At 69.1% G+C, this 22745-nt stretch carries 22 protein-coding genes and 3 pseudogenes; 17 read left to right on the top strand and 8 right to left on the bottom strand.

The genetic code is table 11. The features are described 5' to 3' along the window. Positions 1-88 precede the first annotated feature (88 nt). Complete coding sequence (catA, locus tag ACFC96_RS13435; protein ID WP_376612208.1) at positions 89-958, bottom strand: catechol 1,2-dioxygenase; 870 nt, start codon at positions 956-958, stop codon at positions 89-91. Between the two features lie 395 nt (positions 959-1353). Here catA (ACFC96_RS13435) and benA point away from each other — a divergent pair, with 395 nt between their 5' ends. The 6 genes from benA (at position 1354) to ACFC96_RS13405 (ending at position 8374) form a co-directional block, all read left to right on the top strand. Next, the gene (benA, locus tag ACFC96_RS13430; RefSeq protein WP_376612206.1) at positions 1354-2700 is read left to right on the top strand and encodes a benzoate 1,2-dioxygenase large subunit; all 1347 of its coding nucleotides are present in this window, start codon (positions 1354-1356) and stop codon (positions 2698-2700) included. A 2-nt stretch (positions 2701-2702) separates the two neighbouring features. Beyond that, positions 2703-3203: a benzoate 1,2-dioxygenase small subunit gene (gene benB / locus ACFC96_RS13425; protein ID WP_376612204.1), complete on the top strand. Its 501-nt coding sequence runs from the start codon at positions 2703-2705 to the stop codon at positions 3201-3203. Positions 3204-3240: 37 nt separating this feature from the next. Continuing rightward, positions 3241-4281, top strand: coding sequence for a benzoate 1,2-dioxygenase electron transfer component BenC (gene benC, locus ACFC96_RS13420; protein ID WP_376612203.1), 1041 nt, complete (start codon positions 3241-3243; stop codon positions 4279-4281). Beyond that, on the top strand, positions 4281-5060 hold the full coding sequence (gene benD, locus ACFC96_RS13415) for a benzoate diol dehydrogenase BenD (protein ID WP_376612201.1): 780 nt from the start codon (positions 4281-4283) through the stop codon (positions 5058-5060). The genes benC and benD overlap by 1 nt, the downstream gene beginning before the upstream one ends. Positions 5061-5098: 38 nt before the next feature. Beyond that, positions 5099-7849, top strand: a complete 2751-nt coding sequence (locus ACFC96_RS13410) for an AAA family ATPase (protein WP_376612199.1) — start codon at positions 5099-5101, stop codon at positions 7847-7849. A 225-nt stretch (positions 7850-8074) separates the two neighbouring features. Next, the gene (locus ACFC96_RS13405; RefSeq protein ID WP_376612197.1) at positions 8075-8374 is read left to right on the top strand and encodes a transposase; all 300 of its coding nucleotides are present in this window, start codon (positions 8075-8077) and stop codon (positions 8372-8374) included. A gap of 48 nt (positions 8375-8422) precedes the next feature. On the opposite strand, the gene ACFC96_RS13400 is transcribed toward ACFC96_RS13405, so the two are convergent. After that, on the bottom strand, positions 8423-8872 hold the full coding sequence (locus ACFC96_RS13400; RefSeq protein ID WP_376612195.1) for a TSUP family transporter: 450 nt from the start codon (positions 8870-8872) through the stop codon (positions 8423-8425). Positions 8873-9124: 252 nt separating this feature from the next. Here ACFC96_RS13400 and ACFC96_RS13395 point away from each other — a divergent pair, with 252 nt between their 5' ends. From ACFC96_RS13395 to ACFC96_RS13370, 6 genes are all read left to right on the top strand, one after another. After that, positions 9125-10081: a LysR substrate-binding domain-containing protein gene (locus ACFC96_RS13395; RefSeq protein ID WP_376612193.1), complete on the top strand. Its 957-nt coding sequence runs from the start codon at positions 9125-9127 to the stop codon at positions 10079-10081. Next, on the top strand, positions 10078-11181 hold the full coding sequence (locus tag ACFC96_RS13390; RefSeq protein WP_376612191.1) for a mandelate racemase/muconate lactonizing enzyme family protein: 1104 nt from the start codon (positions 10078-10080) through the stop codon (positions 11179-11181). The genes ACFC96_RS13395 and ACFC96_RS13390 overlap by 4 nt, the downstream gene beginning before the upstream one ends. Positions 11182-11234: 53 nt before the next feature. Beyond that, complete coding sequence (gene catA / locus ACFC96_RS13385; RefSeq protein ID WP_376612189.1) at positions 11235-12095, top strand: catechol 1,2-dioxygenase; 861 nt, start codon at positions 11235-11237, stop codon at positions 12093-12095. A gap of 71 nt (positions 12096-12166) precedes the next feature. Further along, complete coding sequence (gene catC / locus ACFC96_RS13380) at positions 12167-12463, top strand: muconolactone Delta-isomerase (protein WP_376612187.1); 297 nt, start codon at positions 12167-12169, stop codon at positions 12461-12463. Further along, entirely contained in the window at positions 12463-13245 is a 783-nt protein-coding gene (locus ACFC96_RS13375) for a CoA transferase subunit A (RefSeq protein WP_376612185.1), read from the top strand. The genes catC and ACFC96_RS13375 overlap by 1 nt, the downstream gene beginning before the upstream one ends. A 2-nt stretch (positions 13246-13247) precedes the next feature. Next, positions 13248-13892: a CoA transferase subunit B gene (locus ACFC96_RS13370; RefSeq protein ID WP_375991153.1), complete on the top strand. Its 645-nt coding sequence runs from the start codon at positions 13248-13250 to the stop codon at positions 13890-13892. Between the two features lie 510 nt (positions 13893-14402). On the opposite strand, the pseudogene ACFC96_RS13365 reads toward ACFC96_RS13370, so the two are convergent. Then, positions 14403-14986 (bottom strand): annotated as a pseudogene (locus ACFC96_RS13365) (DUF4913 domain-containing protein). A 969-nt stretch (positions 14987-15955) separates the two neighbouring features. On the opposite strand from ACFC96_RS13365, the pseudogene ACFC96_RS13360 reads away from it, so the two are divergent. Further along, positions 15956-16246, top strand: a pseudogene (locus ACFC96_RS13360) (Mur ligase family protein); the annotation flags it as partial. Positions 16247-16358: 112 nt separating this feature from the next. Here ACFC96_RS13360 and ACFC96_RS13355 read toward each other — a convergent pair. Further along, positions 16359-17225, bottom strand: coding sequence for a DUF5753 domain-containing protein (locus ACFC96_RS13355; protein ID WP_376612184.1), 867 nt, complete (start codon positions 17223-17225; stop codon positions 16359-16361). Between the two features lie 11 nt (positions 17226-17236). After that, positions 17237-18004, bottom strand: coding sequence for a DUF6879 family protein (locus ACFC96_RS13350; RefSeq protein WP_376612182.1), 768 nt, complete (start codon positions 18002-18004; stop codon positions 17237-17239). A 305-nt stretch (positions 18005-18309) separates the two neighbouring features. On the opposite strand from ACFC96_RS13350, the gene ACFC96_RS13345 reads away from it, so the two are divergent. After that, positions 18310-18708 (top strand): hypothetical protein, encoded by a 399-nt coding sequence (locus ACFC96_RS13345; protein WP_376612181.1) that lies wholly within the window; start codon positions 18310-18312, stop codon positions 18706-18708. A 152-nt stretch (positions 18709-18860) separates the two neighbouring features. Here ACFC96_RS13345 and ACFC96_RS13340 read toward each other — a convergent pair whose 3' ends face one another. Next, positions 18861-19430 carry a hypothetical protein gene (locus tag ACFC96_RS13340; RefSeq protein WP_376612179.1) on the bottom strand — a complete coding sequence of 190 codons (570 nt, stop codon included), beginning with the start codon at positions 19428-19430 and terminating at the stop codon, positions 18861-18863. Between the two features lie 179 nt (positions 19431-19609). Here ACFC96_RS13340 and ACFC96_RS13335 point away from each other — a divergent pair, with 179 nt between their 5' ends. After that, complete coding sequence (locus ACFC96_RS13335; RefSeq protein ID WP_376612308.1) at positions 19610-19825, top strand: helix-turn-helix domain-containing protein; 216 nt, start codon at positions 19610-19612, stop codon at positions 19823-19825. Between the two features lie 538 nt (positions 19826-20363). Continuing rightward, positions 20364-20552, top strand: a complete 189-nt coding sequence (locus ACFC96_RS13330) for a DUF6381 family protein (protein WP_376612177.1) — start codon at positions 20364-20366, stop codon at positions 20550-20552. Between the two features lie 178 nt (positions 20553-20730). Here ACFC96_RS13330 and ACFC96_RS13325 read toward each other — a convergent pair whose 3' ends face one another. Both ACFC96_RS13325 and ACFC96_RS13320 read right to left on the bottom strand, forming a co-directional pair. After that, on the bottom strand, positions 20731-20877 hold the full coding sequence (locus tag ACFC96_RS13325; RefSeq protein WP_376612314.1) for a hypothetical protein: 147 nt from the start codon (positions 20875-20877) through the stop codon (positions 20731-20733). Positions 20878-20992: 115 nt separating this feature from the next. Next, positions 20993-21412, bottom strand: a pseudogene (locus tag ACFC96_RS13320) (Ku protein); the annotation flags it as partial. A 748-nt stretch (positions 21413-22160) separates the two neighbouring features. On the opposite strand from ACFC96_RS13320, the gene ACFC96_RS13315 reads away from it, so the two are divergent. Next, positions 22161-22601, top strand: coding sequence for a pyridoxamine 5'-phosphate oxidase family protein (locus ACFC96_RS13315; RefSeq protein ID WP_376612175.1), 441 nt, complete (start codon positions 22161-22163; stop codon positions 22599-22601). The last annotated feature ends 144 nt before the right edge of the window (positions 22602-22745 follow it).

Below are 22745 nucleotides of genomic sequence, written 5' to 3'. Positions count from 1 at the left end.
CCTCGTGGGCGACGAGGTCGGCGCGGACCCTCCGCGGCCAGGGAATCCGGGATGCGGACGTTCTTGGTCACGGTGAAGAGCGTGCCGGTCAGGCCCCCTGGGTGGCGGGGTCAAGGACGAAGTCGTGGGTCACGACGTCGCCCATGCCGTCCGCCGCGGGCACCGGGTCGAGGATCAGCTCGGGCTTGACCGCCGAGGCGATGTCGTCGGCGACGTGCTCGTCACCGCGGAAGTACAGCTGAGCGGTGATCAGTTGGTGGCCCGAGGCAGAGACCTTCAGGTGCAGATGGGCGGGGCGCCAGGCATGCCAGCCGGCGGCGGCGATGAGCTTGCCGCAGGAGCCGTCGGTGGGGATCTGGTACGGGGCAGGCTGCATGGTATTGATGCGGAAGCTGCCCTCGTCGTCGGCGGTGACGGAGGCGCGGAGGTTCCACTCAGGCAGGTCGGGCGCGAAGCGGGAGTAGAGGCCGTCGTCGTCCGCGTGCCAGATCTCGACCGTCGCGCCGGCCAGCACAGCCCCGCCGACGGCGGTGACCTGGCCCTGGAAGAGCAACGGAGTGCCGGGCTCGTCGTCACGCATCGGGAGGGTGGCGTCGGCGGGGAGCTCGGGAGCCCCAGGGGCGTAGTACGGGCCCTCGATGGTGCCCTTGCTGCCCTCGCGGTCGGCGGTGGCGACCTCCTCAACGACGTGCTCCAGCCAGACGTCCAGGAAGAGCGGCCACTCGGCGTCCTCGCCGACCTGGATCAGCCACGCCTTGAGTGCGTCGTACTCGGCGTAGGTGAGCTGGTGACGGCGGATGATGTCGTGGGCGGCGGTGAGAAGTTCGGTGACCAGCGTGTCGACGCGCTTGGTGTCGGCGACCGCGGAAGCGTCACTGCGCTGCTTCTCCCGGAAGGTGGCGGTCGCGGCGTTGCCGGAACCGGCGGCGGTGGCCTTCTCGACGCGGGCGGTCGTCATGGGCGGGTTCTCCTTACAGGGGTGCGAGTGCGGGGCCGGCTCGTGGGGAAGGCCGGGCTCAGACCTGAGTGGGCTGGCCGTACGGGACTTCGCGCGCCTTGAAGCAGAGCGACGGCAGGAGGAGGCGCTGCGGCCCGTCGGCTGCCGACGGTGGATGGCTGAGAGTAGGCATCGCCTTCCGTACGGCACAAATACCGGTTCGCAGCGTATTGATATGCGTGCGGTACCAATAGCCCCCTGGGGTGGCACTGGGGAAATACCTAGGACCCATCGCCGCGCACTGCTGCCAAGGTGCGGGGAGACCGGCCGTGCTGCCACGAGCCGGACCGGCGCGGCGGGCGAGCGATCGCAGCCCCCGCCGGTGCAGCCACCAACTCGAGCCAGAGGGAGTGACCATGGCCGCAGCCCACAGCCGTGCAAGGGCCATCGTCGACGAAGTACTGGTGGACGACGCCGAGCGCGGCGTCCACCGGGTGCGCCGCGACATCTTCACCGACGAAGAGATCTTCGAGCTGGAGATGAAGCACATCTTCGAGGGCAACTGGGTCTACCTGGCCCACGACAGTCAGATCCCGGAAACGGGCGACTACTTCACGACGTACGTCGGCCGCCAACCGGTCGTCATCTCGCGCGACAAGCAGGGCGAACTGCACTGCCTGCTGAATGCCTGCAGCCACCGCGGGGCCATGCTCTGCCGCCGCAAGACCGACAACCGCACCACCTTCACCTGCCCCTTCCACGGCTGGACGTTCCGCAACGACGGCCGACTGCTAAAGGTCAAGGACCCTCGCGACGCCGGATATCCGGAGCAGTTCAATACCGACGGCTCCCACGACCTGACCAAGGTCGCCCGGTTCGAGAACTACCGCGGCTTCCTGTTCGCCAGCCTCAACGCGGACGTGAAGCCCCTGGAGGACCACCTCGGGGAGGCCGCCAGGATCATCGACATGATCGTCGACCAGTCACCGGAGGGCCTGGAGGTACTGCGCGGCGCCTCCACGTACCACTACGACGGCAACTGGAAGCTGCAGACGGAGAACGGCGCCGATGGCTATCACGTCTCCGCCACTCACTGGAACTACGCGGCGACGCAGGCTCGGCGCACCAGTGGTGAGTCCGCCAACGACACCAAGACGATGGACGCCGGCGGCTGGTCCAAGCAGCAGGGGGGCTTCTACTCCTTCGATAACGGCCACCTGCTGCTGTGGACGAAGTGGCTGGACCCCGCGAACCGGCCCCTCGCCGAGAAGCGCGACGAACTGGTCGCCTCCTTCGGTGAGGAGAAGGCCGACTGGATGATCGGCGTCTCCCGTAATCTCTGCCTGTACCCGAACGTCTACCTGATGGACCAGTTCAGTTCCCAGATCCGGCACTTCCGGCCGATCTCCGTGGACAAGACAGAGGTCACCATCTACTGCATCGCCCCCAGGGGCGAGTCCGCAGAGGCACGCGCCAACCGCATTCGCCAGTACGAGGACTTCTTCAACGCTACCGGCATGGCCACCCCTGACGACTTGGAGGAGTTCCGCTCCTGCCAGAAGACCTACCAGGCCGATGCAGCCCCCTGGAACGACCTCTCCCGTGGCGCCGTCCACCAGATCACCGGGCCCGACGAGGAGGCTCGCCGGATCGGCCTGGAGCCGATCGCGAGCGGTGTGCGCACCGAGGACGAGGGGCTCTTCCCCATCCAGCACGGCTACTGGCAGCAGACCCTGCGCGCGGCCATGGAGGACGCCAAGTGACCATGACCGTCACTCACATCAGCCTGGCCGAGATCCGCGCCTTCCTCTACCGCGAGGCCCGTCACCTGGACGACCGCGAGTTCGAGAAGTGGCTGGAGTGCTACCACCCGGACGTCGAGTTCTGGATGCCCGCCTGGGCCGACGACGACAAGCTCACCGCTGACCCGCAGGCCGAGATCTCGCTGATCTACTACCCGAACCGGGGCGGTCTGGAGGACCGGGTCTTCCGCATCCGCACCGATCGTTCCAGCGCGACGAGTCTGCCCGAGCCGCGTACAAGCCACAACATCACCAACGTGGAGCTCGTCGGGGCCGACGACGACACGATCGACGTCCGCTTCAACTGGTTCACGCTCTACTACCGCTACCAGAGCGTCGACACGTACTTCGGCACTTCCTTCTACCGCCTCGACGTATCCGGCCCGCAGCCGCTCATCACCCGCAAGAAGGTCGTCCTGAAGAACGACTACATACACCACGTCGTCGACATTTATCACGTCTGACCTGCACAGATATCTGCCCGTGCAAGGAGCCGCCCCCATGAGCACGTCCCATTCCGTCGCCCTGAACTTCGAGGACGGGGTCACCCGCTTCATCGGCTGCCGCCCCGGCGAGACCGTCGCCGACGCCGCTTACGCAGCCCGCGTCAACATTCCGCTCGACTGCCGCGACGGGGCCTGCGGGACCTGCAAGTCCCTGTGCGAGAGCGGAAGTTACGACGGTGGCGACTACATCGATGAGGCGCTGACCGACGACGAGGCGGCAGCCGGCTACTGCCTGCCCTGCCAGATGACGCCCGAGAGCGACCTGGTGCTACGCATCCCCGCCACCTCCGCGTCCGCGCGCACCGCCCCCGCCGAGCACACGGCGAAGCTGGCGTCGATCGAGCGGTACTCGGCTACCACCGTCGGCATCACCTTGGACGTCGACGACCGCGAAGCGTTCGCCTTCCTGCCCGGCCAGTACGTCAACATCGCTGTTCCTGGCACCGATCAGGCACGGTCGTACTCCTTCACCTCGGTGCCCGAGCAGGAACGGCTCTCGTTCCTAGTCAAGATCACCCCTGGTGGCGCCATGTCTGGCTACCTCACCGAGCGCGCCCGACCTGGCGACCGGATCACCTTCACCGGGCCCCTCGGCAGCTTCTTCCTGCGCCCGCGCACCCGCCCCACGTTGATGTTGGCGGGCGGCACCGGACTCGCCCCGCTGCTGTCGATGCTGGAACGCGTCGTAAGGGCACCGAGCGATTCCCCGATGCACCTCCTCTACGGCGTCACCACGGACGAGGACCTCGTCCTCCTCGACACCCTGCGCGACTACGAAGCCACCCTGCCTGGCTTCACCTTTGACCACTGCGTCGCTGACCCGGCGAGCACCGCCCTCAACAAGGGCTACGTCACAGGTCTCATGGACGCGGGCACGCTCAACGACGGCGACTGCGACGTCTACCTGTGCGGCCCGCCGCCCATGGTCGAAGCGGTGCGTACGCACCTCCACGGGCTCGGCGTCACGCCCGCGAGCTTCCACTACGAGAAGTTCGCGCCGGCCGTATCCGCGGACCGCGAGAAGGCGGCTGCCTGATGCCCCACGTTCACGAGCGCCGCTTCGCCGGGCGTACCGCCGTGGTCACCGGCGCAGCCCAGGGCATCGGTCTGGCCGTCGCGCGCCGGCTGACCGCCGAGGGTGCGGACGTCACCATGGTCGACCGATCCGAGCTGGTGAAGGAGGCCGCCGACGAGTTCGGTGCTCAGACCGTCCTCGCCGACCTGGAGCGCTACGAGGGTGCAGAGGCAGCCGTCGCCGCGGCACTCGACTACCACGGGCGTATCGACGTCCTCGTCAACAACGTTGGCGGCGCGATCAACTTCAAGCCGTTCACCGAGTTCACCGGCGAGGAGATCCAAGCAGAGATCACCCGATCCCTGCTGACCACTCTGCACACCTGCCGTGCCGTCCTGCCCAGCATGACCTCAGCGGGTGGCGGTGTCATCGTCAACGTCTCCTCCGCCGCGACGCGCGGCATCCATCGCATTCCGTACTCGGCGGCCAAAGGCGGGATCAACGCGCTGACCGCGTCGCTCGCCATGGAGTACGCGGGCGACGGTATCCGTGTGGTGGCCTCCGCGCCCGGCGGCACGGAGGCCCCACCGCGCCGCATCTCGCGCGGCACCCCGGTACAGCGGACGGACGCGGAGAAGGTCTGGTTCCAGGCGCACATCGACCAGACCCTCGACTCCAGCCTGTTGGGCCGCTACGGCACCCTCGACGAACAGGCCGCCGCGATTTGTTTCCTGGCCTCGGACGAAGCCTCATACATCACCGGGAGTGTGCTGCCCGTCGCCGGGGGAGACCTCGGCTGAAGATGGTGATCGCAACGCGAGTGCTAGCCTCCGAACCCATGATCGAGCCGGTGGAGGGGGAAAGCCCCCTCGTGGGGCGTGTCCCAGAGACGTCCGCACTGCGCCACGCCTTCGATGCGGCCCGCGCGGGACGTCCCGGGCTGATCCTCGTCGAGGGACCGGCCGGGATCGGCAAGACTGCACTGGTCCGACAGGCGCTGCCCGCCGACGCGCGGACGCTGCGCGTCGCGGGGGTCGCCTGGGAGGCGAGCCGAGAGCTCGGACTCGCCCAGCAAATTGCCTGCATTGACGGTGGCGCGGTCGAGGAGCGCCGCGCTTCCTCAGTCGCCCTCATGGCCGAGCACCTGCACCGTCAATGGTCCGCTCACCCCGGCCCGGAGCCGCTGGTCGTCCTCGTCGACGACGCGCACTGGGCCGACGCGGGCAGCCTCCGAGCGATCCGCTCGGCCGTTCGGCACCTGGAGAACGCCCCGGTCGTGGTCGTGCTGCTGGCTCGCGACGATGCGCCGGAACCGGACGGCTGGGCCGAGGCACGGCGCCCGCTCGACACCGCCGAGCTCCTCGACGGCTGCCGCGACGAATCCGTCGTCCCGAGACCGCTCAGCGCCGAGGAGACAGCCGCGCTGTCTGCTGCCGCCCACGGTCCGGAGTTCGACATGCCCGTGGCGCGCCGGCTGCGCGACCACACCCTCGGAAATCCCGGCCACATACTGCGGCTGCTCGCCGAACTTCCGGCCACGACCTGGCGCGACCCGCAGGCCGAACTTCCCGCTCCGGCCCGGCTCACCGCTCGCATCGAGGAACGGCTGGCCGCCTGCTCGGGACCCGCCCGGGCCCTGCTGCACGCCTGCGCCGTGCTCGGCGCGGTCAGCCCGCTGGAACAAGCGGCCGCTCTCGCCGGGCTCGACGACCCGTTGGCCGCCGCTGAGGAAGCCCGCGCCACCGGGCTGCTGACGAGTAGTGTCGCCCCAGGTCGCAACAGCCTGGCCTTCCCGCACCCGCTGACCCGGGCGGCCGTGCGCACCACTGTCCCGCTGCCGCAGCGGGCAGCCCTGCACACCCGTGCCGCAGGCCTCGCGCCCGATCCGGGCAGCCGTCTCGCCCACCGGATCGCTGCCAGCCCGACAGCGGACGCCTCCCTCGCCGCGGAGCTGGAGAGGTACGCGGACGAGCGCGCGGCAGCCGGGGAGTGGTCCGCCGTCGCTGACACTCTGGTCACCGCGAGCCGCCTCAGCCCGGACCGGACGACCCGGCAGGACCTGCTGCTGCGTGCCGTAGACGCCTTCATCGGCGCTGGCGACATCCCTCAGGCCGACGCCTACGCCCCCGAACTCGAGAGCTTCCCGGTCACCGCGCTGCGCGACACGGTCCTCGGCTATCTCGCTGTCATGCGTGGTCGTGCGAGCGAGGCGGAGGCGTTCCTCCACCGTGCCGAGCAGCTCTGCGAAGCCGAAAGCGATCGCGCGTTGATGGCCCGGATCAGCCAGCGCCGGGTGCTGCACGCGCTCGGTCGCTGCGACGCGCCGGCCCTGGTCACCTGGGCGCGCCGGGCCATCGCACTCGCCGAGGCCCCGCGCGATCCGTCTGCCGTCGAGTCCGAGGCCGTACTGGGCCTCGGACTCGCCTGGCTGGGCCGGGCCGGGGAGGCCGCGACGGTCTACAGCGAGGCCGCCGCGAAGGTTTCCGGCGGTGCTCAGCCCCAGCGCTTCCAGCTCGGACGGGGCTGGGCCGACCTCGCACTGGACGCCCCCGAAGTAGCCCTGCACCGCCTGGAGGCGGCAGCCTCCACCGACTTTCGCCTCGGCTCCACCCGCATCTCGTTGTGGGCGCAGGGCTGGCTCGCCCGCACCCAGTTCGTGATGGGAGCCTGGGACGAGGCCGAGGCCACCGTCGAGCGGGCCGCCGCCCGCGTCACCGAGGCCCGCATCACCTACGTCCGCCCGGTCATCCACTGGACCGGTGCCCAGCTTCACGCGCTGCGCGGCAACTGGGAGACGGCCGAACACCACGTCCGGGCGGCCGCCGCCGACGCCCATCACTACGAGGTCATGTTCCTGCCCGCCCGGCTCGCCCGCGCTTACGTTGCCGAGGCCCGCGCCGACTACACGGGCGTCGTGGAGGCACTCACCCCCGTGGCTCGCATCGCGGACAGTGCCCAGGCCGTCGCCGAACCCGGCTTCTGGCCCTGGCCCGGCCTGCTCGCCAACGCCCTGGTCATGCTGGGCCGCCTCGACGAAGCCGACGAGCTGCTGCACCCGCACGAGCGGCGGGCCGCGGATCGGGGTCACCGCTCGGCTCGGGCTGCCCTCGCCGTCGGACGTGGCCGGCTCACTGCCGCCCGCGGTGACATCGACACCGCCCGTTCGCAGTTCGAAGAGGCGCTCACCCTCCTGGACGGGCTGCCCCTTCCTTTCGACCGCACCCGTCTCTACTACGCGTACGGGCAGACGCTGCGCCGCGCGGGCCGCCGCCGCCAGGCCGCCGAGGTCCTCACGCGCGCCCGCGAGGGGTACGCCCTCCTGGGCGCACACACGTACGTCGCACGCTGCGACCGGGAGTTGAATGCGGGCCGCAAGACTTCCGACACCGACTCGGGCCTCACCCCGCAGGAACAGGCTGTCGTCCGGCTGGTCGCGGCCGGTGCGACGAACAAGCAGGCGGCCGGGGAGCTCTTCCTCTCGGAGAAGACGGTCCAATACCACCTCACGCACGTCTACACCAAGCTCGGCCTGCGTAATCGGGCGGAACTGGCGGCCCTGCACCGCGAGGGCGGCATCGATCCGCGGTGAAGCCGGCACCGCTCGCCGCTGTCGCCGTGGCGCTTGGAGACCCGCCGCCGGTACGCGAGCGACGAGTCGACAGAGGGCTGCGCAAGGCCGCCGGGGAGGCTGACTACCGCGTTCGCATCCGCGGGCTGGGGTCTGCTGCACGATCGGGTGACATCTTGACCTGCCCCACCTCTCATGTTCCAGTCTTGGTGGCTAACTGACGGCCTTCACGAAAGGCTGCCGGACATGCCCCGCGCCTACCCAGCTGAGTTCCGCGCCCGTGCCATCGCGCTGGTGCGGGCAGGAAAAGAACAGAAGCAGACGGCCGTTGACCTCGGCATCCATCCGGTCACGCTGTGGAAGTGGATGCGCCGTGCCGACATCGATGACGGAACAAAACCCGGAACGACCAGCCAAGAGAGCGCGGAACTGACGGAAGCACGTCGGCGGATCAAGCTGCTGGAGCAGGAGAACGAGGTCCTGCGCCGGGCCGCGGCCTATCTGTCGCAGGCACATCTGCCGGGAAAAGGATCTACCTGGTCGTGAAAGAGCTGGCCGCCGGCGGGGTGCCCGTCACGGTCACGTGCCGGGTCCTCAAGCGGCGATGAGCACGGTGAAGCGGACGTTCGCTCCGAGGACGGCGAAGCTGCCGTCACGGCTGTAGCGGGCGAAGGCGACCAGCATGGTCGGCAGCGACACCAGCAGGGAGAGACTTCCCGCGGTCTTGATGTTCTCTCCGAAGAGCAGCACGATCGTCGGTATCAGGAGCTCGCCTCCGGCCACGCCCATGATCGCCGCGACCACGCCGATGCCGAACCCGGCCATCACTCCGGCGGGCACCTGGGCCCACAGCGGCAGGTCGAGGGTGTCGAGGGTGGTGGTGTGGGTGACCGCAGGGCGGCTGCCATGAGCACCATCAAGGCGGCCAGCACCTTGTAGAGGCTCAACACACTGCGCGCCGCTGCCCAGGTTTCGGTCATGGCTCCTCCTGATGCCCGGTGAGGTGCCGTCCGCCGGCACGGCTCGTCGGGTGCTCAGCACCATGGCAGGGCCCGGGGCGGGCCACCCCGGACATTTGCCCAGTCCCCGCCCAGGGTACTTTTCATATGTGGCAGATATGGATCATGCTGAATTCGGTATTTGTGCCATCTGAATGACCGCTCCTACGCTGTGCTGCATCGACGAAGGCACGGACGCCGCAAGACCCGAGCGTCAGCGCCGTCAGCGCTCTCCGCGTTGCCCGTGTTTCCCGCGTTATCTGTGTTTCCGCGTGTCCCTTCGTTTGTGGAGGCCTCCATGGAACTGCGCCATCTCCGGTACTTCGCCGCCGTCGCGGAGACCCGGCACTTCGGCCGGGCCGCGGAGCGGCTGCGCATGGCTCAGCCGCCGCTCTCCCAGGCGATCCGGCAGCTGGAGGCGGAGCTGGGGGTCGCGCTGTTCCACCGCACCACCCGCCAGGTCGGCCTGACCGGTGCGGGCGAGGTGTTCCACACCGACGTCGTGCGGGTCCTGCGCTCCGTCGACGAGGCGGCCGCGCGGGCCCGGCGGTTCGCGCAGGGCGCCGAGGGCATCCTGCGTATCGGCCTCACCGGCTCGGCCGGCTACCGGCATCTGCCGGAGCTCGCCAGGACCGTCAAGCGCGAACTGCCCGGAGTGGCACTGGAGGTCCACACCGAGATGTTCACCCCGGCCCAGGAGGCGGCGCTCTCCGAGTCGCACCTGGACATCGGGGTGCTGCGGCCACCGGTCCGCGGCGAGGGCATCACCTGCCGCGACATCGCGCAGGAGCCGCTCGTCCTGGTGCTGCCGGAGGACCACTGGCTCGCCGAGTCACCCGAGGTGCCGCTGGAGCGGCTGCGCGGCGAGGACTTCATCATGTACGCCGCCACGTCCCGTTCCATCGTCAGCGACGCGGTGATCAGCAGCTGTCTGAGCGCCGGCTTCCATCCGCACACCGCTCACGAGGTGACGGAGACGTCCACGGCTCTGGCCCTGGTCGCCGCGGGTCTGGGGGTGGCGCTGCTGCCCGACTCGGTGCGGTCCGTCAGCCGGGACGGGGTCGTGTTCCGGCCGGTCCCGGACGCCCAGCGTGTCCGCCTAGCCCTCGCCTGGCGCACGGGCGACACCTCACCGCTGCTCGCGGCCGTCCTCGCGGCCCTCACGGCGGCCGACGCCTTCCCCACCGGCGACGCTTCCCCAGACGTCACCGCCCCCAGCAGGGCCGGTGCACAGAATCACAGAGGAACCAAGTGAAGATCACCGCAGTGGAGGCGATCCCCTTCGCCATCCCCTACCGAAAGCCGCTGAAGTTCGCGAGCGGCGAGGTGCACACCGCCGAGCACGTCCTGGTACGGGTGCACACCGACGCGGGCCTCACCGGCACGGCCGAGGCACCGCCCCGGCCCTTCACCTACGGCGAGACCCAGCAGTCCATCGTCGCCGTGATCCGCCAGATCTTCGAGCCGCAACTGCTCGGCATGGCGCCCACCCGGCGCGAGGCCGTGCACGCCAAGCTGAACCGGACCGTCGGCAACCCGACGGCGAAGGCCGCCGTCGACATGGCCCTGTGGGACATCATCGGCCAGGCCGCCGGTCTGCCCGTCACCGAACTCCTCGGCGGATACGGCGAGTTCATGGCCGTGTCGCACATGCTCGGCTTCGCTCCCCCGGCGGAGATGGTCGATGAGGCGCGGCACGTCCGCGACACCTACGGCATCACGACGTTCAAGGTGAAGGTCGGCCGCCGCCCCTACCAGCTCGACGTCGAGGTGTGCCGGGCTCTGCGCGAGGCGTTCGGCGACAGCGTCGAGCTGTACGTCGACGGCAACCGCGGCTGGACCGCCTCCGAGTCGGCCCGCGCCCTGCGCGCCATGGACGACCTCGACCTCACGCTCGCCGAGGAACTGTGCCCGGCCGACGACGTGTTGGGCCGACGCTGGCTCGTCGAACGCTGCCCGGTCCCCTTCGTCGCCGACGAGAGCGCCACCCGCCCCGGCGAGGTCACGCGTGAACTCCTCGGCGGCTCGGCCACCGCCATCAGCATCAAGACGGCCCGCACCGGCTTCAGCCACTCCCAGCGCGTGCTGTTCGAGAGCGAGGGCCTCGGCGTCGAAGTGGTGATGGGCAATCAGATCGACGGTCAGATCGGCTCGTTGTGCTCGGTCGCTTTCGGCGCGGCCTTCGAGGCCACCTCGCGCCGCGCGGGCGAGCTCTCCAACTACCTGGACATGAGCGACGACCTGCTCGCCGAGCCCCTGCAGATCCGCGACGGCACGCTACGGGTGCGCGAGGGTGCGGGGCTGGGCATCGAACTCGACCCCGAGAAGCTGACGCGCTACCGCCAGGACAGCTGAACTTCCCTGCCGCACCTGCGACTTGTCACATCCCTACCGATCGGAGCCGCATCATGACCACGTTCACCGAAGCCGAGCAGGCGCAGGCCACCGCCGCCGCCTCGGGCAGCGCCGCCACCGCCGCGTTCGCGCAGAAGGCCCGCTCCGGCGCGGCCAGCGGCCAGGAGCGCGTCGACACCCTCGCGTCGGAACTCATCACGTCGGTCCACGACATCATCCGCCGTCACAAGGTCACCTACGCCGAGTACGACGCCCTCAAGGCATGGCTGATCCAGGTCGGACAGGACGGCGAGTGGCCGCTCTTCCTCGACGTGTGGATCGAGCACGTCGTCGAGGAGGTCGCCAACGAGAGCCGCGAGGGTTCCAAGGGCACCATCGAGGGCCCCTACTACGTGCCGGACTCCCCGGAGCTGCCCGCCGAGGCGACCCTCCCGACGCGCCCCGACGAGAAGGGCACCCCCCTCCTGTTCCAGGGCCAGGTCACGTCGGTCGACGGAACTCCCCTGCCTGGCGCGACGATCGAGATGTGGCACGCGGACGACGACGGCTTCTACTCCCAGTACGCCCCCGGCCTGCCCGAGTGGAACCTGCGCGGCACCGTCGTCGCCGACGACCAGGGCAACTTCAAGATCCACACGATCGAGCCGGCCCCCTACCAGATCCCCACCGACGGCGCCTGCGGCAACCTCATCTCCGCCGCCGGCTGGCACGCCTGGCGCCCGGCCCATCTGCACCTGAAGGTCGCCGCCGAGGGTCATCACCTCATCACCACGCAGCTCTACTTCAAGGGCGGCAACCACGTGGACGACGACATCGCCCAGGCCGTCAAGCCGGAACTCGTCCTCGACCCCTCCCCGGCCAAGACCGGCGAGGGCAACGAAGTGACGTACGACTTCGTGCTCGACCGCGCCTGACGCGCACCCGCCCCGGGGGCCCGGCCTCCGGGGCGCGCGCCCGCCCCACCGCGTAACTCAAGGAGCCCGCCGTGCTGTTCGCCGTCAAGATGGACGTCCGCATACCCAACGATCTCGACCCCGACGTCCGCGCGGACACGATCGCCCGCGAGAAGGCGTACTCACAGGAACTCCAGCGCAAGGGCGTCTGGCCGCACATCTGGCGCTGCGTGGGCCAGTATTCCAACCTCAGCGTCTTCGACGTCCGGGACAACGACGAGCTGCACGACATCCTGTGGGGCCTGCCGCTCTTCCCGTACATGGAGATCGAGGTCACGCCGCTGGCGCTGCACCCGTCGGACATCGCCGCGACGGGCGAGGCCGCCTGATGGACAAGGTGGTCGCGTCGGCCGGGCAGGCCGTCGCCGACGTCGGGGACCGTGCGTCCCTGGCGGTCGGCGGGTTCGGACTGAGCGGGGTGCCGAACGTACTGATCAAGGCGCTGCACGAGCAGGGCACCACGGGCCTGTCCGTGGTGTCCAACAACTGCGGCGCGATGGACTCCGGACTCGCCGTCCTCCTCGCGGCGGGCCGGATCGCCCGGGTCACCGGCTCCTACATCGGCGCCAACAAGGAGTTCGCCCGTCAGTACCTGGCCGGCGAGATCGAGGTCGAGATGATCCCGCAGGGAACACTCGCGGAGCGGCTGCGCGCGGGCGGCGCCGGCATCCCCGCCTTCTACACCCCGGCCGGGGTGGGCACCCAGGTCGCGGACGGCGGTCTGCCCTGGCGCTACGACGGCACCGGCGGCGTCGCCCTCGCCTCCCCGCCCAAGGACGTGCGCGTCTTCGACGGTGTCGAGTACGTGCTGGAGCGCGGCATCCGCACCGACTTCGCGCTGGTCCGCGCCGCGAAGGGCGACCGGCACGGGAACCTCGTGTTCAACAAGTCGTCCCGCAACTTCAACCCGCTCGCGGCGATGGCCGCAAGGGTCACGATCGCCGAGGTGGAGGAGCTGGTGGAACCCGGCGTCCTCGACCCGGACCAGGTGCACCTGCCGGGCATCTTCGTACAGCGCGTGGTCGAGCTGAGTCCGGCGCAGGCCGCCGACAAGGGCATCGAGCGGCGCACGATCTCCGCGCCTCCGGCACGAGGGACGGTGAGCAACTGACCATGGCCTGGACACGCGAACAGATGGCCGCCCGCGCCGCCCGTGAACTGCGCGACGGGCAGTACGTCAACCTCGGCATTGGGCTACCGACGCTGATCCCGAACCATCTTCCGGCGGGCGTGGAGGTGATCCTGGAGTCCGAGAACGGGATCCTGGGCACCGGCCCCTACCCGACCGACGACGCCGTCGACCCCGACCTGATCAACGCGGGCAAGGAGACCGTCACGGTCCTGCCGGGCGCCTCCTACTTCGACTCCGCACTGTCCTTCGGGATGATCCGCGGCGGCCACATCGATGTCGCCGTCCTCGGCGCGATGCAGGTCTCCGCGACCGGGGACCTGGCCAACTGGGCGGTCCCCGGCAAGATGATCACCGGGATCGGTGGCGCCATGGACCTCGTCCACGGCGCCCGCACGGTGCTGGTCACCATGACCCACACGGCCAAGGACGGGTCGCCGAAGCTGGTCGACACCTGCACGCTCCCCCTCACCGGCAAGCGCTGCGTCGACCGGATCGTCACCGACCTGGCAGTCCTCGACATCACTGAAGACGGCGTGCATTTGGTGGAGTTGGCGCCGGACGTGACGGTGGACGAGGTCGCCGCCAAGACCGGCGCCAAGGTCCACATCCCGGAGGCGGTCCGGTGAGCCACCCCAAGGACGTCCGCATCGCCGACAAGGTCCGCACCACGATCGGCTGATACCCCTCCCCTCCCCCGAAAGCCTTTCCCCCGAAGGCCCCTCTCCGCACAGCCCCCTCCGAAAGCCCCCCTCGAACAGCACCCAGGGATTCCGCGTGGCTCAGCCTCACCTAGGGTGGCCGAGCGCATGCGCACCGCCCAGGACGCTCCGGCCCACGCGCCGAGCAGGCTGCCGGCCAGCAGGTTGACCGCGACAGGCCAGCGTGCGGCAACCTCGGCGCCCGGAACAGCCGTCGGCTGCCTCCGCGGTCGGGAAGGCCCCCGTCCGGCGCCCGCACCGTGCGGACGACGTGGCGGAACGCGGCCGTCTGCGCTGTGGTGATCGGCCATCAGCACGAACATGTCGTCCGAGATGGTGATCATCCGGAGGAAGTCGTCCACGACCCGCTCCGTGGTGGCCTGCAAGCCGGCGAGCCGGTAGTCGTGTTCCAGGCTCTCGTAGAAGTCGTCGTCCATGTCAGGCCACCAGGTCCACGTCGGGCGCTGCCAGCAACCGGTGGTGGGCCGCGCGGCGCTGGTGGTGCATGCTCCGAACGGTCTGTCGGGAGCGCGGAGTTGGAGGAGAGCGGGGTCAAGATGGTCGCGGTGCCACGTCGACGGACCGGTCAGCCCGGCCTCAGCGTCGGTGAGCTGCTGCCAGGCCAGCCACAGTGCGTGCAGACGAGCGACGGCTTCGGGATGCTCCTGCCACTTGCGGCACCACGGGCGTGACGTGCTGACTTCCCTCCCGTAGACCGGCACCAGCAGGTGGTGCACCCAGTTGGTCAGCGCGGCGAGTTCTTCGGCGTACGAATTCCCGTCAAGGGTCAGGATGAAGATCGACGTCAGGCCCTCCGGCGAAGCGCCCCGTCCGGCGGGCGCGGGTGCATCCGCCGGACCGGTATCGCCGGCCTCGGCGTTGGACGCATCGTCGGCGAGCCGGGCCAGGGTCTCGCTCTGCTTGCGGCTCTCCGCTACCAGCCGCGTGACCGTGGAAACCAGGTCGTCCAGGTCGTGGTCCGGCACGCGTATCGCCTCGTTCTCCTGAGCGGGCTCAGCCATCACTACCGCTTGGCAAGATCGGGTGTTCGGGGTGGCGATGGTCCGGAGAATTCCGGGTTTGGCCCTGCCGGGAATTTGCTGTAGAAGCCGCTGCTCACGCAGGCCGCCGGTGTCGACAGGAGCCGATCGGAGGTGCCAGAAGCCGAAGGGCGTGGGCGACCTGCTGCGGCACAACACCGTCGCCCAGTACGGCGAGTTGAGCCGGTCGACCGAGCCCCGGGGTGGCAGTCGCCCACCCCGCTGCGAGGCCTTGCATCCACTCCACGAACAGGGGGTCGAGGCGACCGGCCTCGTCGGTCGAGGCGCCGGACGCGTGGCCTGTTCCCGGCCGGCTATGGCTCCCGCGTATGGCCCCCAGCTCTGGGGCCCTCGGCCTCGAACAGCTTCGGCGTCCGCGACGGAAGCGCCCCAGAGCTGTCCGCCGGGCGGCGCCTGGCCGTGCGCGTGGCGGGTGTGGCCGTGGTGCTGCTGCGCAGCGAGGCCGCCGCCGACGGCAAGGGCAAGTCCCCATTGCCGTGACTCTGGTTCGGTGATCCCTTCGCTTCGTCGGACACCTTCGGGGGTGGGCAACAGCCACTCCACCTCGTCGGCCAGATTCGGGCCATGTCGGCCCTGTTTCCGCTTCGCCGGATGCTGACTGCCGCCGTTCGTCGCCAAGTCGCTCGTCGGTGTCTTCAGCAACGGTGTCTCCTCCGGCGGCCAGGCGGTGAGGAAGACCCGCTCTCGGCGGTGCGGGGCTCCGACGGCGGAGGCGTGAAGCATGCACCAGCGCGCATGGAGCTCCCCGGTGGCCAGGCCACGCAGGCAGCAATAGCTCGATCGGCGCCCACAAGGCATCATCCACGTTCCACGGCTGAGCACTCACACCCTTACGAACGGCCGAATTAGCACACCAGTCACTGGCTGCCAGCGCACATCAACAAGATCGTGTTACGAGCTCTTACGGGAGTGGGTCAGCGGTTGCGGGAGAACACGTCGCTGACCCCGCCGCAGATCGGTGTCGTCCTCAACGTCGGCTCCGCCCACGTTGGGGAGTTCGGGCGCCGGGAGGCGATCGCGACGGCCAGGGGCGAGCTCGTAGAATCCCTTCCGCTGGCGGACCAGGGCGGGGTCGCGGTCCTCAACACCGACGACGAACTCGTCGCCGCGATGGCCCCTGGACGATGGCCGCGGGGTCGTGCACGCACAGCAACGGCCCCCGCAGCCGCAACCGATAAGTGGTGCCGTAGGGCGGACGCCAACGTGTCTGCGGACGGACGCGCCCCCGGCCCGCTCGGTGTGGCGTCACCGCTCCCTCATTGCCCCCGCCAGGGTCGAGGAGGTGCGGCCTGAGCCCGTCGATGTACGCGCGGGGCCGGGGCGACGCCGCAATTCAGCATGGTCCCAGAGTCTGCCGGGCGCGCAGGATGCTGCGATGTGCGTCCGCGCCATATACCGCGGACTCGGTGAGCGTGTCCCATACCTTTTCGTAGGCCGTGACGCTGTCGGTGGTGTCGAGCCAGATTTCGGCGTGCCAGTCCTCGACCACGACGAGGCGATCGTCGTAGATCCAGAAGCCGTTTCCTGGTGGGATTTTGAGGGATGCGGTGAGCGGGACGACGCCGAGTCGCATTGTGTTGAGCCCGACCATCCCGGCCAGTCGTTCCAGTTGCAGGGCGAGGGTCTGGGGTGAGCAGATCAGGCTGTACAGGGCGGCTTCCCAGAGTACTCCTTGGTACTCCTTGGTGCCGGCGTAGATCCATTTCTGCAGTTCGAGCCGTGCCCGGACGGCGTCCTCGATGTCGGGGCGAACGCTGCGAAGTTCGGTGTAGCGGGTGAACATGGCGCGTGCGTAGTCCGGTGTTTGGAGGACGCCGGGGACGGCGGAGTTCTCCCACATGCGGAATGCGTGGGTGCGTTCGTGCTCGGCCAGGAGCGTTTCCTGTACGGGGCGGTGGCCGCCGGCGAGCTGGCGGCGCCAGGAGCGGGTGAGGGACTCGAGCCCGGCCAGCTGTGAGTGGAGACCCGCGATGGCGTCCTCGTGGCCGGTGGCCTGTGACCAGGCCGTGAGGTCTTGTGGTGTCGCTGTCTGTTTGCCGTTCTCGAGCTTGCTGACCTTCGACTTGCTGACCTTCGACTTGTGCCAGCCGAGCTGTCGGGCGAGTTGCTCGCCGGTGAGCCGGCCGTCGGGGCGGTGCAGTCTCAGTTCCCGCAGTCGTACCCCGAGGGCCGTTCGGGCTTGCTGGAAGTCCGTGCTCACGTGTCGTGCACCTATTCAGGCTGGGCGTCCCTGGCGTACTGCGTCGCGGCGTGCTCATACGGGGCCGCGTGGTGCCAGGCGGCATCACGTGCCATGGAGTAGCGGACCACCTGGGCGGGTTCGGTGATCAGCTCGACGTCGGTGAGTTCGTCGGCGTCGGTGAAGTTCAGCTTCGCGACCAGGCGTGAGTCGAAGATCCAGAAGTCCTCGTCGGGCAGCCGCAGCCGCAGCCGATCGGCGTCGGCCCGGGTGAGGCTCTTGATCTCCTCGCCGAGGGCGCTGTTGCGGCGGGCATTGTCGAGCAGATAGCGCTGTCCGACCGTTGGAGGCTCGTCAAGGATCCGCACCCGGGAGATGGTGCGGCCGTTCTCGATCTGGGGCCGGATCAGCTCGGCATACGGATCGCGGGGATCCCAGGCCGCCGATCCGGTGGCGAGGAACTCCCGATAGGTCTCTGTCGACTCGTCGCTCGCGTACCGGCGGCGGCTCTCCAACCGCCATGCCGAGTGCTCGAAGGTACGGAACAGGTTCTCGAACTCGTCGAGGCCGATGATCCGGGCCACGCGTTCCATCTCCTTGGGGGCGAAGTCGACGACGACGTGACGGGGGATCACGACGGCCACTTCACCGGGCGAGAGGTGTTGCAGCTGTCCGAGGTCATCCGCGTGCGTGAGCGGCGGTCCGTGGAAGATCACGTCACCGGTGTCCAGGTCCTCGTGGACGGTCGGACAGCCGGTTCCGTCGCTTCCGGTGCCGTTGCAGCGCAGTCGTCGCGCCATGATCTGCCCCCTTCGTAGGGTTGTGATCACAGCTTGGCGTCACGCCCTGGGCCGCGCCACGGTACCCGCACCCCTTCAGGAGCAACTTCGAGCAACTCACCCAGTCTGTCAAGCAACTTCGAGCAACTTGGGCAGCCCCATCAGTTCATCATCTCGGCCCGTTAGCCGGAACACCGCCCCCGGCACAAAGCCCTGGCCACACCCCCGCAGGGGCAAGCCAGGGCTGTCTCTCACGCGGCCCGGGGAAGGGGGAAAACGGTTCCCGCACGGCGCCTTTGTCTGTCGCCGGGGAGGATGCTGGTCATATGGAGCCGTTGCCGACGCCGTGCCCCGCCGACCGGATCCCGGACGCGACCGGTCTGGAAGCGTTCGAGGCCGCCTGCAAGGCGGCCAAAGAGCAGCGCGTCGTGTTCATCGCGGTCGAGCAAGTGGGCGGGCCCGGCCCGCGGTGGACGGTCAAGGCCGACGCGCTCACCGCGCCGCAGCACACCATCGACCCCGCCGTGTACAACGCGGTGCGCGAGGCCGTCATCCGTCTCATCCGCTCCCACGAGATCCGTCCCGACTCCTCCGCCGGCCCCGTCACCTTCGACCTGCACGATGTGGACAGCGAGCTACGGGCCCGGGAACTGGCCGCCGCCCTGCACGCCGCCCTCTATGGCGACCTCGAACCCCTCACCCGCGCTGTGCCCCACACGCCCTGACCCCCAGGCAACGAGACGAATCGCCGCGCTACCCCCTGGACGGCAACGGCCAACCGACGAAATGCGGTTCACGAGGTGACGGAATGAGCGGGACGGGGCCAGGGCGCCGTGCTGGCACCGCGCGTCCGTCGGCGCTCGCGCCGCTTGGGGTGTCAAGTGACGATGCTGTCCAGACGCTCTGCGATGATCTCGCTCATCCGGCCTCTCGCATGGCTAATTTGATCCCTTAGCTCGTCAAGTTGTTCCTGCTCTTCAGCTGATGGCAGACGCCCCGCCAGCCCGAGAGCTTTGATACGTTCCCCGCACTCTTTAAGTGACTCCACCAGACTCAAGTGCGGCCCAGTGAAAGTGGGTTCTCCGTAGTACGAGATCACCACATACCAGTCATCGTGCATGACCTCGTCAAGAGCCCTTAAGCCCTTGGCCATCGCCTCCTGTTCTGTCTCCCTGAACCGATCTACGTCGAAAGTGCCAGAGATGCGCATTTCCAGGAAGGCGTCGTCCAGTACTAACTCCCACGCACGCAGCGTGGAACGGACGTCAACCAGGCGTCCAATCTCTGCCTGATTCCGCAGATGTTTGCGCGCCTCTTCCGCCTGGGCGCGAGCGGCCTCGATCTCGATCTCCGCGCGTCTCAGCTCTGCGCTTCGCTGCAGCTCTGCCTGCTTTGCAACTTCACGCTGCTGATGAAGAGGGCCCCAGTAAGCGACTGCAGCGGTCACCAGCGATCCACCAAGTGCCCCAACCAGTCCGTACACGGCATCCGACAGGTGTATCAATCTGGCACAGCCCACCGTTAGCGTGCTCAGTCACACACGTGCGTTCCGTAGTTCACCGGGAGACTTCACAACCCTTCACGGGGTGCCCCTGCTCGCAGGGCCGCGTTTCAGCAGGTCAGCGAATTCCGTCGGTTGACCGCAGCTGCATCTCACTCACCGGTGCGGCACGCGACAAGCTCACCGCCGAACTGAAGGCCGCATACGAAGGTGGCGCCTCGATCCGGAGCATCGCCGACAGCAAGGGACGTTCCTACGGCTTCGTCCACCGCATCCTCACCGAGGCAGGCGTCACTCTGCGCGGGTGCGGCGGCGCCACCCGCAACAAGCCCAGCTCCTGACAGTCGCGCCAACCACTGAACCCACGACACTACAGGGGGCGGCTGACAACGCTCTCGCCGCTTGCCGCTACGCGATATCCGGCGACCGCCGCGCCCTGGAACACAGCACATCCGAGTGGCCTGAGACATGCTGAGACATGGGAAAACCCCCTCCGGAGAGGGGGCATCTCCATGAGGCCGTCCATGGGAACTTTCCTGATCAGAGCACCTACGCGTGTTGCCCTTACGCGTGTCGCCGGTACCCTTTTAGGTTACCTCTGGGGCGAGCAGTACGCGCGGTCGACCACGCGGCCGCTCCCGGCCTCTCCCGGCAGGTCAGGTTCCGGCCCCGGCCGACGCAGACCCCTCTCGTATCCGACCCACGGGACCGGGGCCACCGAGCGAGAGCCCCGCACACCGTGAGCTCCGGCAGACAAATCGTTCCGTGAGGACTCCTCCAACTGCGTAGATAACAGTGGGTGATTGATCGAGATGCCGGGGGTGACGGGGCCTGTTTCGCTGAGGTGGCCCGCTCTCCCTCATCACCCTAGGAGTGATCATGAGCGCTGCAGGCGAGTCCCGTCGTGACGCCCAGCAGATGCGTGCTCGGGCTGCGGACCTGGAACAGGCCGCGGAACGCGCCATGGACCCGCAGGAGCGTCAGCGTCTGAAGGACAAGGCCCGCGAGCTCAAGGAGCAGAGCGAGCACGCAGGCGGCACGGGCAAGCCGGACATCGACCCGATGTAGCCCTGGCAGGTCCGAACACGGACACCGGCCGGCGGCCGGCCTCCGTGACTGTCTGACACGAGAGAGGCCCCCGGCCGGTACCTGCTGTCCCCACCCCAGAACAAGCCTCCGCCGCCATCGACACCGGCAACGGATCACCACACTCCCGGCAGCACCCGCCGAGCCATCCCGCCACCACTCAGCCGCCCTGGTGCGCGCGTGCGGCGCGCACCGACTCCTCCAGTGCGGCCATCAAGTCCACCGCCAGCCCGGGCTCGGGCGGCGCGGCCAGCTGCCCGCCGGACACCTTCGCCTCGACCAGCCTCGAGTGCGTGACGGTACTCATCCCGCAGTTGGTCGACCTCGACGCCCGGGAGTTCGCGGATCAGTACCTCGGCGAGTTCCAGTTCCCGGTCGGTGACCGGTGCGGATGGGGCGAGGTCCCCGGGTTCGCGCAGTTCGTCCTGCCAGAGGAGCGTGTGGAGGATGAGGATGCCGTGGCGGGGGCGCAGCAGTGCGATGCGTTCCCTCGAGCGGACGGCGACCTTGCACACGCCGACCTGTCCGGTGCGGGCGAGCGCCTCGACGAGCAGCGCATACGCCCGGTCGGCCTGCGGACCGCCGGGGCCCACGTAGTACGGCCTGCTGAACGAGATTGGGTCGATGTCCTCCCACGGCACGAAGCCCAGTACCTGAACGACGTGCCGGGTCGCGAGCGGCAGACGCGCCAAGTCCTCATCCGTCAGCGGCACCAGCTGTCCATCCGGCAGCTCCCAGCCGCGCCCGACCTCCTCGTACCCGATTTCACGGTCCTCGGCTTCACAGAACCGCCGATGCTGCACCCGGCCGCTGTCCGCGGCATGGATCTCCCGCAGCCGCACCTGGTGCTCGTCGGTCGCCGAGAACAGCTTCACGGGGCATGACCAGCCCGAACTGGATCACGCCGGACCACAGGGGCCTCATGCATCCAGCGTCCATCGCCACCGCTGCGGATGCACCTCGGCGAAACTGATCACCCGCCGACTCGCCACGCTCGCCGACAGCGGCCTGGACGCCCTCGATGAGCCGATCTCCGCGCGGTGGTGCGTCTGGCCGTCCACGGCGTCCGCCCTGCCCTCCGCCGGCTGCCCCACCGCACCACCGCCGGCGTCGTGGTTCGTTGGCCGGGCAGGACGGCCATCAGCTCCCGCTGCCGGACACTCCGGCAGTTGTGCGGTCCCAGGTCCGACGCCGGTGCGGGCCCGGGACCGCCGACACATGCACGCGTGTCACCGCGCCAACGCACGCAGGCGCCGTCAGGAGGCGGCCGAGACCACCATTCCGCGAGAGGTTCCTCCCGCACAGCGGGAGGCGGAAGGAACAGGGCCCGGCCCGGCCCGCTGGCGGCGTCCCGGACCGGACCGGGCCGATGACCAGTACGGGCCGGCCGGCCGGCGCACGAGGGCCGAACGACCCATGGCCGTCGGCTGTTCGGTCATCCATCCTGTCACTTCAGGAAGGACACCACGGCGCCCGCGGCCCGCACCAGAGTCCGCGTCACCGCAGCGGCAGCCATGCGCCGACCGTGCCGGACCGCCTGGCCGCGGCGGCTGCCGCCCGGCACGAAAGCCCATGCCGTCAGGAGCCGTCATGACCCGTTCCCGCCCGCACGCCTTCCCGGCCAGGATGACCGAGCTGGGCCGGGAGGAATCCCTGGCACTGCTGGCCAGTGTCCCGCTGGGCCGTATCGGCCTGTCCCGGCAGGCACTGCCCACCATCCGCCCGGTCAACCACCTCGTCGACGGCGAGCACATCGTCATCCGCACACACACCGGATCGGCGCTGCTGCGTGATCCGTCGCTGTCCGAGGTGGTGGTCTATGAAGCGGACCAGATCGACCTCGAGGCCCGCACCGGCTGGAGCGTGATGGTCACCGGCCGCGCCAGCCTGGTCCCCGACCCCCTGGAGGTAGCCCGATACCAGCAACTGCTCACGCCCTGGGTCGACATCGACATGGACCACGTCATCCAGATCACGGCCGAGTTCGTCACCGGCTACCGTCTGAGCCCTGAACCGCAGCCCGCAACGTGATCTTCCTCCCGCACACGCGGCGAGGCACGAGAAAGACGCGAGGCCCCAGGGCGGCCAGCTTGTCTCATCGCTGTGGTGGTCGTCAGCTTTGCCGGCACCAGCGCGGACGGCTCCGGGAAGAAGGTGCCCCGGCCCCGGTCGACG

It is taken from the genome of Streptomyces sp. NPDC055955, from assembly GCF_042270245.1.
GTDB lineage: Bacteria > Actinomycetota > Actinomycetes > Streptomycetales > Streptomycetaceae > Streptomyces.
This window is presented reverse-complemented; position numbering and strand designations above follow the sequence as displayed.